The organism is Cupriavidus sp. GW823-FHT07B10 (assembly GCF_058794355.1).
Window position 1 is genome coordinate 435,758 of the sequence record NZ_JBXAGS010000005.1, and the last position, 15,304, is coordinate 451,061.

General features: G+C 62.8%; 14 protein-coding genes. 4 read left to right on the top strand and 10 right to left on the bottom strand.

The genetic code is table 11. The annotated features are described in order from the left end of the window. Positions 1–458: 458 nt before the first annotated feature. The gene (gene selB, locus AC1Q6V_RS14365) at positions 459–2,369 is read right to left on the bottom strand and encodes a selenocysteine-specific translation elongation factor (RefSeq protein ID WP_454749443.1); all 1,911 of its coding nucleotides are present in this window, start codon (positions 2,367–2,369) and stop codon (positions 459–461) included. A 75-nt stretch (positions 2,370–2,444) separates the two neighbouring features. After that, entirely contained in the window at positions 2,445–2,657 is a 213-nt protein-coding gene (locus AC1Q6V_RS14370; protein WP_454749444.1) for a hypothetical protein, read from the bottom strand. A gap of 245 nt (positions 2,658–2,902) precedes the next feature. Between AC1Q6V_RS14370 and AC1Q6V_RS14375 the strand changes: the two genes are divergently transcribed. After that, on the top strand, positions 2,903–3,859 hold the full coding sequence (locus AC1Q6V_RS14375; protein ID WP_010809665.1) for a Dyp-type peroxidase: 957 nt from the start codon (positions 2,903–2,905) through the stop codon (positions 3,857–3,859). Here AC1Q6V_RS14375 and AC1Q6V_RS14380 read toward each other — a convergent pair. After that, a complete protein-coding gene (locus AC1Q6V_RS14380) occupies positions 3,856–5,388 on the bottom strand; it encodes an FAD-dependent oxidoreductase (protein ID WP_439672586.1) in 1,533 nt (510 codons plus the stop codon). The genes AC1Q6V_RS14375 and AC1Q6V_RS14380 overlap by 4 nt on opposite strands. Positions 5,389–5,444: 56 nt before the next feature. Between AC1Q6V_RS14380 and AC1Q6V_RS14385 the strand changes: the two genes are divergently transcribed. The 3 genes from AC1Q6V_RS14385 (at position 5,445) to AC1Q6V_RS14395 (ending at position 7,806) form a co-directional block, all read left to right on the top strand. After that, the gene (locus tag AC1Q6V_RS14385) at positions 5,445–6,197 is read left to right on the top strand and encodes a DUF1345 domain-containing protein (protein ID WP_011616902.1); all 753 of its coding nucleotides are present in this window, start codon (positions 5,445–5,447) and stop codon (positions 6,195–6,197) included. A 107-nt stretch (positions 6,198–6,304) separates the two neighbouring features. Further along, positions 6,305–6,589, top strand: coding sequence for a CppA family protein (locus AC1Q6V_RS14390; protein WP_011616901.1), 285 nt, complete (start codon positions 6,305–6,307; stop codon positions 6,587–6,589). A gap of 113 nt (positions 6,590–6,702) precedes the next feature. Continuing rightward, positions 6,703–7,806, top strand: a complete 1,104-nt coding sequence (locus AC1Q6V_RS14395) for a malate/lactate/ureidoglycolate dehydrogenase (protein ID WP_439669886.1) — start codon at positions 6,703–6,705, stop codon at positions 7,804–7,806. 75 nt (positions 7,807–7,881) lie between these two features. On the opposite strand, the gene AC1Q6V_RS14400 is transcribed toward AC1Q6V_RS14395, so the two are convergent. From AC1Q6V_RS14400 to AC1Q6V_RS14430, 7 genes are read right to left on the bottom strand one after another with little or no spacing between them, the layout of a single operon-like run. Next, positions 7,882–8,904 carry a 2Fe-2S iron-sulfur cluster-binding protein gene (locus AC1Q6V_RS14400; RefSeq protein WP_454749446.1) on the bottom strand — a complete coding sequence of 341 codons (1,023 nt, stop codon included), beginning with the start codon at positions 8,902–8,904 and terminating at the stop codon, positions 7,882–7,884. Next, entirely contained in the window at positions 8,901–9,677 is a 777-nt protein-coding gene (locus AC1Q6V_RS14405) for an enoyl-CoA hydratase/isomerase family protein (RefSeq protein WP_439669884.1), read from the bottom strand. Before AC1Q6V_RS14405 ends, AC1Q6V_RS14400 begins: the two co-directional genes overlap by 4 nt. Continuing rightward, the gene (locus tag AC1Q6V_RS14410) at positions 9,674–11,572 is read right to left on the bottom strand and encodes an AMP-dependent synthetase/ligase (protein ID WP_454749447.1); all 1,899 of its coding nucleotides are present in this window, start codon (positions 11,570–11,572) and stop codon (positions 9,674–9,676) included. The genes AC1Q6V_RS14405 and AC1Q6V_RS14410 overlap by 4 nt, the downstream gene beginning before the upstream one ends. 3 nt (positions 11,573–11,575) lie before the next feature. Beyond that, on the bottom strand, positions 11,576–12,361 hold the full coding sequence (locus AC1Q6V_RS14415; protein ID WP_439669882.1) for an ABC transporter ATP-binding protein: 786 nt from the start codon (positions 12,359–12,361) through the stop codon (positions 11,576–11,578). After that, positions 12,354–13,115 (bottom strand): ABC transporter ATP-binding protein, encoded by a 762-nt coding sequence (locus tag AC1Q6V_RS14420; RefSeq protein ID WP_439669881.1) that lies wholly within the window; start codon positions 13,113–13,115, stop codon positions 12,354–12,356. The genes AC1Q6V_RS14415 and AC1Q6V_RS14420 overlap by 8 nt, the downstream gene beginning before the upstream one ends. 1 nt (position 13,116) lies before the next feature. Next, a complete protein-coding gene (locus tag AC1Q6V_RS14425; RefSeq protein ID WP_439669880.1) occupies positions 13,117–14,193 on the bottom strand; it encodes a branched-chain amino acid ABC transporter permease in 1,077 nt (358 codons plus the stop codon). Positions 14,194–14,196: 3 nt separating this feature from the next. Continuing rightward, complete coding sequence (locus AC1Q6V_RS14430) at positions 14,197–15,069, bottom strand: branched-chain amino acid ABC transporter permease (protein WP_439669879.1); 873 nt, start codon at positions 15,067–15,069, stop codon at positions 14,197–14,199. Positions 15,070–15,304: the final 235 nt, after the last annotated feature.

Here is a 15,304-nt window from a genome sequence, read left to right on the forward strand (position 1 = left end):
CGTTGGTCGTAACTACTAGTTAATGTTGCGCCGCCGTTGGCGCCTGGACATACCTAGCGCAAGTAGCATGCCAGCACCAAATGCCGTATTCGGACGATATTCGCTGAATTCTTTTTAAATTCACGCACAGTTTTCGTGCAGTGCATTAAAAATGGGAAAATGATGACTAATCGATGTATTTCAAATGAGCATGATCTTTATATCCAATTTAATTATGATATTTATCTCCTATTCCATCGAAGCCGCGGACGCACGCGCATCGCGTCCGCTGGCGCACAGGATGCCGATTCCGGGATCGCGTGGTGGAGGCTCGTTACGAAAGTGCGAATCGTCGTATTGCTGTCACCGCAATACGGCTTCGAATTTGTGGATAAGGATGTAGTGTGGGGAGGAGTGGAGAGCCCCGCAACGCTTGAGAATTCCCAGGAATCTCAATGGCGGAAGGCGGTTGTCGCCTGTCAGAGCAACTCCAGCCAACGACTGTCCGTGCGCACCAGATGGCGGCCACGGTCGAAGCGCGTATAGCCAACACGGTCAAAAAACTCCAGGACCTGAACCGCACGCTTTCGTCCGAGTCCGGTGGCATTGCGAAATGCCCCGGCGACGACCGTACCGGCGTTCTTGCTGGCGTCGACAGCGGCGAGCAAGGCCAGCTCGCGAATAGCCTCCGGATCATAGAACAGGTCATGCACGACCTGAAACGTCTCGCCATGACGCGCGAGCTTGCGCATCAGTTGCCGCACCTTGTCCTCCGGCACGCCATGCGCGCTCGCCAGCTCGCGCACCCATGGCGGATCGAAGCGCCCCGCTTTCATGTCCTGCTGCAGCGTCGCGGCGAGCGTGCGATCCGCGTCGTCGAGCGTCACGGTGTGCTCAGGCAGGTGCAGCCAGGGGCCGGTCCGGACGATCTCGCCGCGCGCGCAGGCGTCATCGACGAGCGCGCACCACAACGCGTCTTGCGCCAGCGGTGCAGCGATCCTGCGCAAGCGCGCCACCTCCGGGCCAAGCACATCCGGCGAGCGTTGGTGGAATTGCCGGAGCGCAGTGGTCAATCGCCCCGCCAGCGCCCGCCACGCCGCGCCGGACACCAGCAAGGCATCGTTGCCCGGAAGTTCGATCACGCGCGTGTCACACGGCAGCTCGATGGCCGCCGCCGGCATGCCGCTCAGGCGTTCCAGCAATGCGCGCGACAGCCCGTGTGGCGCCTGCTCGAGCAATGCCCCGACCGATCCGGTGTCAAGCATGGCCTGCATCGCGTCGAGCCAAGCCAGCCGCGCCGGGGAACGGCGCTTGCGCGCGGGCGCGAACGGATCCAGTACATCGCCGCCGCCGATGGTGCGGCTGGCCTGCGCGTTCCTCACGACAAAGGGATCGCCAGGCAGCGCGCATACTGGCCGCTCGAACACAAGCTGCACGCGCGCGCGCTGGCCGGGCGCAAGCGTCGGGCCATCGAGCAGCGCGACATGCGCCACCTGGTGCTGCGTGCCCAGGTGAACATGCATGGGCGCCCAGTGCTCCAGCGCAGGGGCGTCCGGCAACAGGGTCAGCATCACATCGATGCGCTCCGACGCCTGCGCCAGGCGCACATCGACCACCCAGTCACCGCGCTCGATCGCGCCCTTGTCGATGCCGGCCAGGTTCAGCGCGCAGCGCTGCCCCGCCCGCCCGACAGCAGCAGGACGATTCTGCGCATGGATGCCGCTCACGCGCACAGACTCGTTCTTCGGCGCGAGCAACAACCTGTCGCCGACATGGATGCGCCCGGACACCACGGTTCCCGTCACGATCGTCCCCTGCCCGGCAAGCGTGAAGACCCGGTCAACCGCAAGGCGGAACAGCCCGTCGTCGCGCTTCGTTCGCGACGCGGCCGCCGCCGCATGCAGGTGCCGCTTCAACGCGCTCACACCCGGGTCGTCGGCGCGCATTGCACAGGTTTCAAAAACCGGTGCGTCTTCCAGCATGCTGCCGCGCCGGAAAGACGCGATCTCCTCACGCACCTGCCGTAGCCGCACGTCATTCACGCGATCTACCTTGGTCAACGCGATCGCGCCGCGCCGGATGCCGAGCAGTTGCACAATGGCCAGGTGCTCGCGCGTTTGCGGCATCACGCCGTCATCGGCGGCGACCACGAGCAGCGCGAAGTCGATGCCGCATGCGCCCGCGGCCATGGTGTGAATCAGCTTTTGATGGCCCGGGACATCGACCAGGCCGAGCACGTCGCCGTTCTCGAGCGGCACGTACGCATAGCCAAGCTCGATCGAGAAGCCGCGCGCCTTCCTTTCCTCCAGGCGGTCGGTATCCATGCCCGACAGCGCCCTGACCAGGCAGGTCTTGCCATGATCGATATGTCCTGCCGTGCCGACGATCATGGCTGCGTCAGGTAGCCCGGCAGACTGACGTGACGGAGACCATCAGGGATTGTCGCCGGGGTATCCTCGTCGTGATCATGCATGGTCTCCCCTATCCTTGTTTGAATGGCCGATGAGGCTTGCTGAAGCGTGCTTCGATGCCGCTTTGCTTAAGTGTTCCTGCATCGTTGGAGACAAGATAATTGCCTGGCCACTTAAGGTAAATTCAGCGATTCTTTGCGTGCCTATAAGCGATGCCTTATGTGACAACGGAATGGACAAAATGACCCGCGAGACCTGGCTCAGCATGGACATTTTGTCCGTCGCGGAGGCCGCGCAGCGCTTGCCGCGTGCCCGAACCGCCTGACTACCCAAGGATGCCGTCACAGGCACAGGCCTTGCTCCAGCTGCCTGGATTGACAACTGCAACTGACACTGCCTGGTCAGGAGAAAATGAAAGGTCAGAGGCGCCACTCAATTCGTGTAGGCTTATGCGTTGAACTCTCTTCCGTCAGCCCGCAAACCGAATCGGTATAACCAACATGAAGAGTCCGATGCCTACAAAGATCCCCGAACCACAGGCCGTTTCCGGCACAGTCACCCGCAGCGCCATATTCATCGTTGCGACGCTCACCGACGGCGACGACCACGCCGGCACCGTCCGCGCTTGGTGTGCCGACGTTGCCGCCGTCGTGCGCGCGGTCGGCCATCGTGTGCCGTCAGGCAACCTGTCCTGTGTCTGCGGCTTCGGCGCCGACGCGTGGGACAGGCTGTTCGGCAAGCCCCGTCCCGCGGCGCTGCACCCGTTCCGGGAGTTCGGCACCGGCGATCGCGTCGCCATCGCCACGCCGGGTGACCTGCTGTTGCACATCCGTGCCGAATCGATGGACCTCTGCTTTGAGCTTGCCACGCAACTGCTCGGCAAGCTCGGCGATGCGATCCAGGTTGTCGACGAGGTGCACGGCTTCCGCAACTTCGACATGCGGGCGATGATCGGCTTTGTCGATGGCACGGAGAATCCGGCCGGACGCGAGGCGGTCGATTTCACGGTGATCGGCGACGAGGATGCCGAGTTTGCCGGTGGCAGCTACGTTATCGTGCAGAAGTATCTGCACAATATGACCGCGTGGAACGCCCTTCCCGTGGAGACACAGGAACTGATCATCGGGCGCAAGAAACTGTCCGACATCGAACTGGACGAAGAGGTCAAGCCATCGTCATCGCACAGTTCGCTGACTACGCTGGTCGAGAACGGGCAGGAAGTGAAGATCCTGCGTGACAACATGCCGTTCGGCCGCCCTGGCGCGGGCGAGTTCGGCACCTACTTCATCGGCTACGCCCGTTCGCCCGCGCCGATCGAGAAGATGCTCGAGAACATGTTCGTCGGATTGCCGCCCGGCAATTACGACCGGCTGCTTGACTTCAGCAAGGCGGTCACCGGCAGCCTGTTCTTTGTCCCGTCGGCCGACCTGCTTGAAGGGCTTGCGGACCGCGCACTCGCCCCTGCCTAGTGTCCTGTCGTCTCCTGCTCGAACGCCACCTCCGCGCGAAGGCTCGCCAGGTCGCGCCCGACCGTGGCGACCGCAAGCCTTTTATCCTTGCCCCAATAGGTCACCGTACAGTCATGCGCGGCGGGATCGCCGTCGACATCGAAACGATCCCATTGCTCCGCGTGGCCTACGTAGTTGATGGCCACATCATAGTGCTGGGTCCAGAAGAATGGCACGGCCGCAAAGCGTTGCCGCTGTCCCAGGATATTTCGCGCTGCCACCACGCCCTGGCGCTCGGCGACCACCCAGTGTTCGACGCGGATACGCTGGCCCGTTCCCGGGTCGGGCCAGCGCGCAATATCGCCCGCGGCATAGATGTCAGGTTCGCTGGTCTGGAGGAATTCATCGACCGCCACGCCCTTGTCCAGTGCGAGGCCGGCGTCCTGCGCCAAGGCCACGTCGGGGCGAACGCCGATCCCGGTCACGACCAGGTCGGCGGCCAGCTCCGCGCCGGTCGACAATCTCACCCGATCCGGCTGAATCTCTGCCACCGTGGCCCCGAGATGGAACGTTACCCCGTGCGATTCGTGAAGCGCCTTGATCATGTCGCCGAGCGTCGCGCCCAGGACCCGCTCCATCGGATGCGCTTCGGGCGCGACAACATGCACTTCCAGTCCTCGCGTTCGCAGCGCTGCCGCGACTTCCATCCCGATAAAGCTTGCGCCCACCACGACGCATCGGCGTGCCGTGTCGAGACGCGCGATCAGGGCGTCGCAGTCGGCCAGCGTGCGGAGCACGCTCACGTGCGGCAAGGTTGCGCCTGGAACGTCCAGCCGTATCGGCACGGCACCGACGGCAAGCAGAAGCGCGCCGTAGCTCACGTTGCTGCCGTCCGAGAGCGTGACGGATTTTTGCTCGGGGCTGAGCTTGACGACACGGCTGTCGGAGCGCACGTCGATGTCGTGATCCGCGTAGAACGTCGGTGGCCGCATTGGCAGCCAGTCCGCGTTTGCTGTCCCGGCGAGGTAGTCTTTCGACAGATTCGGCCGATCGTACGGCAATGAGCGATCGGCACTCAGCAGCGTGACGGGGCCGCTATAGCCTTCGCGCCGCAGGGTTTCGACCGCGGCAGTCCCGGCGCCGCCGCCGCCGATGATCACCACGGATTCAGGGAGCCGGGCCGAGGCAAGCCTCGGTGGCCGCACCGCCGGCAGCGCGTCGCGGACGAAGGCCTTCCCGTCTTGCTGTTCCACGCGCCAGCATTTCAGATCGTCCTGGGCGGGCGGCCCGAGGACCTCGCCGGTGCGAAGACTGAAGCAGGCGTGATGCCACGGACATCGGATCGTATCGCCGACCAGCAGGCCGTCCGCCAGTGGCCCGCCATAGTGGGTACAGGTCGCACCGATGGCAAACAGTTCATCAGCCCGACGCACAAGCAAGACCGGTTTGCCGCCAACCTGGCCTGTGACCATGCCGCCGTCAGCAAGGTCAGCCAGCGGCACGCCCTGGGTGAGATCGGGCTTATCCGTGGAGGAAGAGCTTTTGGTCATTGCGTCTCTCCTTGCCGGTCATGGCACAGGGCCATTATCGACCTCGAGGCCGCCAAATGAAAGGCGCATGCAGCGTAACAAACTGCGCGACGGCACGGATATTATTCACGCATGGCCAGCCTCCTTTCCTGACGAAGGGTCATCCGGATGAATACCCCATGAACAGACCCGCCCGCTTCGCTATCGGCAAGCGCATCGCACCCGCACGCTTTCTGCTGTGCGGCGCCATATTGATCGTTGCGACCTTTGCCGCGGGTGCGCTCGGCGCAGAGCCACGCATCGCCCTGCTGATCGGCTTCGATCTCGCGGCCCTTGTCTTCCTTGGCGCCGCGCTGCCGCTGTTGCGCGCCGATGCTGCGGCCATGCGGCGCACGGCGGAACACAACGATGCCAACCGCACAGCGCTGCTCACGATCACCGTGCTGCTCTCGATGGTGATCCTGGTCGCAATCGGCACGCTGATCGCGCGCCCCGAGACACCGCACTGGGCCGACATCGCGCTGATCGTCGCCACGCTTATCCTTTCCTGGCTTTTTGCCAACACCGTTTTCACGCTGCACTATGCGCATCTCTACTACCTCCAGACCGCCACCGGCGACCAGGGCGGACTGCAGGTGCCGGGCGTGCAGCACCCCAGCTATTGGGACTTCCTCTATTTCAGCTTCACGCTGGGCATGACTTTTCAGACTTCTGACGTGACCATCGCCGGCGCACACATGCGCAGGGTGGTCCTGGGCCACTGCGTGGCCGCGTTCCTTTTCAACATGGGGATTCTGGCGTTCACCGTGAACGCCCTGGGTGGCTTGTAGCCAACTTGGCCTTTCGCCCGAAGTGTTCCTGGACAAACTCCTTGCATCCCTCTGGATACTGTATATATTTACAGTACCTGTATGGATGAACAGTAGGAGTCCCGTCCATGGAACACCTGATCCGTGTGCAAAACGACTATGACCGCCAGGTGCTTGCCTGGCTGCGCGGTCGCATCGGCGATGCCGCGCTGCAGACCGCGGCGCTGCGCCTGGGCGGCCAGCGCAAGCCTTATCTGTCAACGATCTGCCGCAGCCTGGGCATCCGCCCGCCCAGCCGGCGCCAGTTCGCGGCCGAGGCGGCGCGCATGCACCGCGCGGTGGGCGATACCTACCTGGCCCGTATCCGCGAAATCCTTGGCCAGTCACCTGCCGAAGCTGCGCTGCGCCAGTAAGCAGTAGCCGATCACCGGCCATGCCGGCGCCACCAAGCTCGCGCCGGCCGTATCATGAAGCCCCGTTGCCGTCACACGGCACGGGGCTTTTTTCATCCCTAGCCAAGGCCGATATGAGCGAACACCGCATCCCTACCGCCGCCCTGCACCAGTGGGTGGCCGATCTCTGGCTTGCCGCGGGCAGCAGCGCGCAAGAGGCGCGCCTGACGGCCGACCACCTGGTCGGCGCCAACCTGAGCGGGCATGACTCGCACGGCGTCGGCATGATCCCGCGCTATGTGCTGGCCTGGCAGGCCGACGAGCTGCAGCTGAACCAGCAGGTCAGCGTGCTGCACGATGCCGGCAGCATGCTGAGCCTGGACGGCAACCGCGGCATGGGCCAGGCGGTGACGGCGCAGGCCATGAACATGGCCATCGGCCGCGCGCGCGAGCATGGCGTCTGCGTGATGGGCCTGCGGCAGTCGCACCACCTGGGGCGCGTGGGCCACTGGGCCGAGCAGGCCACCGCCGCCGGCATGATCTCGATCCATTTCGTCAACGTGCTGTCCAAGCCCATCGTGGCACCGCACGGCGGCTACGATGCGCGCTACGGCACCAACCCGTTCACCATCGGCGTGCCGGTGGCGGGCGAGCCGCCGCTGGTGCTGGACTTCGCCACCAGCGCGATTGCGCTGGGCAAGGTGCGTGTGGCCCACAACAAGGGCGTGCCGGTGGCGCCCGGCTGCCTGCTGGACGCGCATGGCGAGCCCAGCGCCGATCCTGCCGTGATGTACCCCGCCGACGGCGCGCCGCAAGGCGCGCTGCGGCCCTTTGGCGAACACAAGGGCCATGTGCTGGCCGTGATGTGCGAGTTGCTGGGTGCCGCGGTCACCGGCGGCCACACCATCCGCCCCGAAACGCTGCGGCATGAGCACGCGGTCTGGAACAACATGCTGGCGATCGTGTTCGATCCCGCGCGCCTGGGCAACAGCACGTCATTCGGGCATGAGGTGGCGGCGTTCGCCGACTGGATGAAGGCCTCGCGGCTGCAGCCGGGGCAGGATGGCATCCGCCTGCCGGGCGAGCCCGAACGGGCCTGGCGCGCCGCCCGCGCCACTCATATGCCGGTCGACGCCGGCACGCTGGCGCAGCTGGACGACGCGGCCGCGCGGGTGGCGGCCGCGCGCGCCAGTGCGCATCCTGCGCCGGGACCGCTGTCTGCGCTGGCGTGCGACTGACTAGCTGTTTTGTCGAGTTTCCCACTTAGTCGCGGATCAATTTGTTTGTGAGGCATCCCACGATGCGCATCATGCTCAGCGCAGGGCCGTGACGAACGCATCCGCAAAGAATGCGCCAACCGGCAAACCGCATATACGGGCGAAATCCTGTCGGGCGCTCTCCACCACGACTGGCGCCCCGCACGCATAAACGTGGTAAGCCGCCAGATTGTCGATATCCTCCATCACAGCCCGATGAACCCATCCGGTACGCCCCCCCCAGGCGTCCGCCTCGCAGGCGTCGGACACCACGGGGGTGTAGGAAAAGCCGTCCCAAGTCGCTGCCCAGCGACGGCACAACTCGTCCATGTACAAGTCGTCGGGTCGACGCCCCCCCCAATACAGGTGCATCGGGCGGCGGATACCAAGACGCATGGCCTCCTCGACCATGGCCTTGATCGGGGCGAATCCGGTGCCGCTTGCCAACAGGATGACTGGCGCCTCGGCCTCTCGCAACCACGTATTGCCGTACGGCCCCTCCACCTGCACGATCTGGCCGGCGCCAGGCAGCGGTTCTCGCTCATTGAACAAGCCATCGGTAAAGCGGCCCCCTGGGCAATGCCGGATGTGAAACTCCAGGCAATCCCCCCTGCCTGAAGCTTGCGCGACAGAGTAGCTACGGCGAACGCCCGCCCTGGTCGTCAAATCGACATACTGCCCTGGGCGGAAATCAAACTCTGCCTCACGAGGAAGCTTGATGATAAGGAGCAATACATCCGTCGCCCCAGTCCGGCGGATCTCGGCAACGCGTCCGAGCAGCTTGCGGACCGGCAGTGGCTGCCTGCCAGCGGGCAATGTGCTCGAAAGCACCAGGTCACTGCGCGCGCTTGCCCTGCAGCACAGGACCTCGCCGGAATCGGCGCCATCCAATGCCGCAGGCTCATCCGCACTTCGATCGATCTGCCCGGAAATCAACTGGACTCGGCAAGCACCGCATATGCCCTGGCGGCAACTGTGCGCAAGTGCTACACCCTGCCGCAGTGCGGCATCCAGCAACATCTCTCCGGCATCCGCGAAGAACACGGCGCCGCCCGGCTCCATCGTTACCGCGTAACTCATGGCCGCTCCAAACGAAATGCCGGTCGGCGCCTCTCCTTGAATGCAGAGATCCCCTCGCGGTAATCGGCAGTACCCGCCGCCCAGCCTTGGGACGTAGCCTCGAGCGCCAGCGTTTGCGCCAAGGTCGAGGTCATGGCTGCCGAAAGCAACCTTTTTTCCTCGCGCAGCGCATCCTGCGGCCCATTGGCGAGCAACTCGGCCAGCGCGCGCGCGCGCGTATCGAGCTCTTCGTCGGACACGAGCAGATCGGCCAGCCCCCAGTCGTAGGCATCCTCCCCGCCAATCTGCTCGGCAGTCGCGATCATGCGAAATGTTCGGCTCCCGCCGATGCGCCGAGCCAGAAGCCAATGTCCACCGGAATCCAGAATGCCCCCAAGACGCGCGAATGGTGAAGCGAAGGCCGCGGACGGACTGGCCATCACAAGATCACAAGCGAGAGCCAGGCCGAGGCCCACGCCCATCGCCGCACCGCCCACCGCGGCGATAGTCGGCTGCGGTACTTTGCTCAATGATTCGATGAGCGGATTGATCTCTTCGTGCAATATGGCAGCGGCATCCTCGCCCGCTACGGCGTCTGAAAGATCACGCCCTGCGCAAAACGCGGTGCCCTCAGCGCGCAGCAACAACGTTCTCACGGCGCGGCTCCGGCTGGCTTCCTCAAGAACCGAGCGCAGCGCCCGCACCATTTGCGTAGTCAATGCGTTGCGCTTGGCAGGGCGGGCCAGGGTAATGCTCAGCAGCCCACTGACTTCAACAACTTCCAGCTCGTTCACGATGACGCTCCTCCGTACATGCTCTCTATCAGGGTTTCCCACTTGCGCTCGATCACGCGCCGCTTGAGCTTCATGGTGGGCGTTACCTCTTCATCCTCCGGCGTCAGTTCGACCGGCAGGATGCGAAAATCCTTGATCGACTCGACGCGGGCAAATTTTGAATTGGCGGCTTCAACCACCTTGCCGATAAGCATGCGGATCTGGGGCACGGCTACAAGACTGGCAAAATCCGTATATGCAAGCTGCGCCTCTTGCGCAAACTTCTCGACGTTCTCTCGATCGATCATGATGATGGCCGTCAGGTACTTCCGCCGGTCACCGATCACCAGCGCATCGCTGATATACGACGAGAACTTGAGTGCGTTCTGTATTTCGCTTGGCGTAATATTCTTGCCACCGGATGTGATCAGGATGTCCTTGAGACGATCGGTAATATAGAGATAGCCATCGTCATCGAAGCGGCCCACATCGCCTGTATGCAGCCAGCCATCGCGTAGCACTTCGGCTGTCTTGCTTTCCTGATTGAGATAGCCCACAAAGACATTGGCCCCGCGCACCAGAATCTCGCCATTTTCAGCAATGCGAACCTGGCAGGAAGGTGCGGGCCGGCCCACCGAGCCCAGGCGCCGGGCATGCCGCAGGTTCGCCGAAATAGTGCCGCACTCGGTCATGCCATAAAGCTCGAGCAAGACCAGGCCAAGTGCTCCGTACCATTGCACAAGCTCCGGCGCGATGGGCGCGCCGCCGCTGGCAATCGAGCGCGCCCGCTCAAGCCCCATGCTGGTTCGGACGTTACGCAGGACCGCCGGATCAGCAATGGCGAGCGCGAGGCCAAGCCACGCTGGTGGCGAGAGCCCCTTTGCGGCCAGCCTTTCCCGGCGCATGCCGAGCGCCATCGCACAACGAAAAGCCCAACGCTGAAAGCGCGTGCCTTCCTTCAACTGCATGTCTACCTGTGAGTACAGCTTTTCCCAGATGCGCGGAACCGCCAGCATGAATTCCGGCTGTACTTCACGGATATCTTCAAGCACCGTCGCCGGATTCTCCACGAAATTGGAGACGACACCGCGGTACATGGAAAAATAGGTGAAATACCGCTCTGCGATATGGCATAGGGGAAGGAATGCGAGACGGTCGTCGCCCTCACGCATATCCCAGAGCGGGGCGCTGTTGACCACCTGGAACACCAAGTTGGCGTGGCTGACCATTGCCCCTTTCGGCGGACCTGTAGTGCCCGAGGTGTACACCAGAATTGCCAGTGAATCCGGATGAACGTTCCCTGCCTGGAGTGCGGACCAGTCTGGCTGGGTACGCAACAGCGCGGAGCCACGCTGCAGGAAATCGGCGAAGCTGCAAACCATGTCGTCGGCGAAGTCGCGCAGCCCTTTCATGTCGAACACGACAATGAGTCTCAATGCGGGCAACGTCTCCCTTATCGCCAGTACCTTGTCGAGCTGCTCGTCGTTCTCGACAAAAATGATGGAGGCATTGCAGTCTCCCGCCAAGTAGGCCACCTGGGCGCTGGAATCTGTCGGATAGATGCCCGCGACCACCATCCCAATGCCAAGCAGTCCCATGTCGCAGTACATCCATTCCGGACGCGTGCTGCTGAGAATGCACGCAGACTCGCCGCCACGGAACCCGCTAGCCGCCAGGGACGCCGCGACCTGGCGTGCGGCGTCGCCGAATTGCTGCCAGCTTATGTCCTCCCAGATCCCGAACTGCTTGCGGCGCAACGCTACGCGATCGCCCCACTTATCGACCAACGCCTGGAACATCGTGGCGACATTCGATCCGACGCCGGGATCCTGACGAAGCTCCACCTTCTCGAGGCTGTAGTCCTGCCGCTGCGTCCCTGCTGTTCCCTCGCCGGGGACTAGGGTGAGAGCGCTCATTCGCTATCTCCAGATCTTCCTGCGTTTCCACCTCCTGCCTTCCCTTGCCATGACATCCTTCGCTCCCAGATAGAAGTCCCTGATATCTTCACTCTCTCGCAACTGCTCCCTGGTACCCGCGAGAGCGACCCTGCCAAGCTCCAATACATAACCGAAATGGGCAATTTCCAATGCCACGCTTGCGTTCTGCTCGACCAGCAGCACCGTCATCGCACGCTCACGATTGAGCCTCTCGATGATGCCGAAGATCTCGGTAACCAGCTTGGGAGACAACCCCAACGATGGCTCATCCAGCAACAGGATCGTGGGGCGTCCCATCAGCGCCCGGCCAATCGCCAACATCTGCTGCTCTCCGCCCGACAAATAGGCGGCGGGCTGATTCAGGCGTTCGCGCAACCTTGGGAAGTCGTCCAGGACGCGTTCGAGGTCCTCGGTACTGCCCGACCGCGAAGCACGGGCGCAGGCACCAAGCATCAGGTTCTCCCGCACGGACAGCAAGGGAAAGACCTCCCGACCCTCGGGGACGTGCGCGATGCCGCGTCGGGCGGTTCGGGCTGGCTCGCCTGTGTCGATGGCTACACCGTTTAGCGAAACCTTGCCCTGGCGCGGTACTAACAATCCGGATAGCGTTCTCAGCGTGGTGGTCTTCCCGGCACCGTTACTGCCCAGCAGTGTCACGACCTGGCCCTCCCGGACTTCAAAGCTGATGCCCTTAAGCGCCGCGATCGGGCCGTAGTAGGTTTCCAGGTTCGAGACCGCCAGCAGCGGTATTCCACACGGGTTAGCCATGCGTCGCTCCCAGATATGCCTCGACGACCCCAGGGTGTGCCAGCACGCTTGCCGGATCCCCCTCCGTCAGGGTGACGCCGTAATTGAGAGCGATAACACGGTCGCTTACGCTCGCCACCAGCTTCATGTCATGCTCGATCATCAGGACGCTGATACCAAGCTCATCGCGCACATCCTCTATCCAGAAACGCATATCGTCCGTCTCCTCCGGATTCAAGCCCGCTGCCGGCTCGTCGAGCAGCAACAGCGTTGGCTCCGCGCAGAGCGCTCGCCCGAGTTCAACCACCTTGCGCACGCCGTACGGCAACGTGCCGGTCGGCTCGTGCCGATAGCGCTGTAGCCCCAACAGATCGATGACATCCTCCACGCGCCTCCGGTGTGCGGCCTCCGTTTTGCGCAATGCGGGCGGATACAGAAGGTTCCACCATAGCGGTGTATTGTCGCGGCTGTGCCGCCCGATCAACAGGTTGTCAAGCACCGTGGCGCTCGCAAACAATTCGATGTTCTGAAATGTCCGCGCAATGCCGATCGCTGCAATATCCTGGGGCGCGAGCCGCGTCAGGCTGCGGCCGTGGAATCGTAGCGAACCGGAGGACGGCTGATAGAACCGGCTGATCATATTGAACACGGTGGTCTTCCCGGCGCCATTGGGACCGATGATTGCCACAATCTCGCCCTCGCCGACAGTCAGGCTGAAGCTCGAGATCGCCGTCACGCCACCAAAGCGCATAGTCAGGTCAGTCAGCTCAAGCATGTCAGTGCAGCCTTTCGGTACGCGTGTAGGAACGCTGGTCCTGAAACGACGCCTTGCGATAGAGTGGAAACTGCTCGAAGTAGACCCAGAGCTTCCGGAACCGGCCATCGATTCCCTCCGGTTCGTAGATCAGGAATACCACCAACAAGAATCCAAGCATGCCCGACTCCAGTCCAGGGGCATTCGCAATCGCTTCGGGAAGCCATCCGCGAAGCATGGCGATCGCCTGGGGCAGCAAGCTCACGAAGATGGCTCCGAACATGGCTCCCCGCAGCGAGGTCAGGCCACCCACCATGATCAGCAGCATCAGCTGAACCGAAAGTTGAAGGCCAAAAGCGCTGGGAGCAAGCCGCCCGGCGTAGATCGCGTAGATCCCGCCACCCAGGCCCGTCATGCCTGCACTGATGGCAAACGCGATCAAGCGGTAGCGAGCGACGTCAATACCAAGGCTCTTCGCGGATAGTTCCGAATCGCGATTCGCGCGTAATGCTCGCCCAAGCGGTGAGCGCAGGATATTGCCGCCAAGCCACGCCGTGACAGCGAAGGCCGCGAGCGCAATCATGTAGACGCCGGCGTTCTGGCCCGGCATCCCCGTCAGGAATTCCGGCTGGCGCACTGCGAGACCGTTGAATCCGCCCGTCACCGTATCCATCTTGCTGATCAACTGCTCGACGATCACAGCAAAGGCCAGCGTAGCAATGGCAAGGTAGGTGCCAGCCAGTCTCAGGGTCGGCAACCCCAGCGCGATGCCGGCAACGGCGGCACTTGTGCCGGCCAGCATGAATGCCAGCGGAAACGGCACACCGCCATTCGCCGCGATCGCATAGACATACGCGCCTATGCCGAAGAATGCCGAATGGCCGAGGCTGACCAGACCGGTGAATCCCGTCAGCAACATGAGTCCGATGCCCGCGGTGGCATAGGCCATGAGCAAGACCGCCTCCGAGACGAAGAAGTCCGGCGCCACGAACGGTAACGCTATTGCGCAGACAGCCAGTCCAAGGTAGCGGCGATACTGGTACTGGTCGCGCCACAGGTGCAGGTCTTGCTCGTACCGTCTCTTGAATACGTATCTCATCGCTCAAGCCTTCTTCCGATGGAGTTGGCCAACCAGCCCGCCTGGCCTGACTGCCAGTACCAGCATCAGCAATCCGTAGACTGCCAGTTCGCTCCAGCCGGCCGGCAACCATGATCGCGTCACCTGCTCGATTATCCCAACCAGCAGACCACCCAAGAGCGCACCAGGCAAGCTGCCGAATCCGCCGATCACCGCCGCGGCAAATGCCTTGATGCCCATGAAGCCGAGATTCGGGTCGATCAGCACGATGGGCGCAACAAGTACGCCTGCTACACAAGCAATGGCTGCCGCAAGCCCCCAAACCAGCGAATAGGTTCTCCGCACGTCGATGCCAACGCAGCCGGCGGCCAGTTGGTTCTGCGAGGCGGCCTGTATGCGCAGGCCAGCCGGCGCGTATCGGAAAAAGAAGTAAAGCGCAATGCACAGTGCGACGGTACCGGCAACAATGGCGACGTTGTCGGCTGCGACCATCGCGCTGCCCATGTGTAAAGCCTTTCCACCATATGGCGACGGAAATGAAAGTGGCTCGTAGCCCCAGGCAAGACCGGCAAGAGAACGCATCACGGCGCCGATACCGAAGGTGAGCATGACAATCGAGAACCGTGGCTTCCCGATAAATCGCCGAACCACCAGAGCATCGATGGCATAACCCAGTCCGAACATGGCCGTGACGGCGACGATCAAAGCAGCTTGATAGGGAAATCCACCTTTGAGGATCAGCCACAAGGTGAACGCCGCGCCAACCATCATCAGGTCGCCCTGCGCGAAGTTCACCGACTCGGTTGCCTTGTAGATGATGACGAAGCCAAGGGCAATCAGGCCGTAGATACAGCCGACCGATATGCCCGCGAAGATCAGCTGGGTCCAAATCGACATGAGGGTCTCCTTCCTCCATGCGCCCGTGTCTGTAGTTCTCTGTATTGCTTGGTGCGCAGGGCCAGTATAATACAAACTATGTTTTTTTAAACAACATCTTTGTATTGCATTGAGACGGTACGGCTGCCGCACTAATGCGCAGACGCAGGTGCCACTCGGACACGCTTGCCGCCTGCGCGGCGGCCGATATAATCGGTGCACCCAAGGAGAATTCGTGATGGCGAAGGCGGCAACG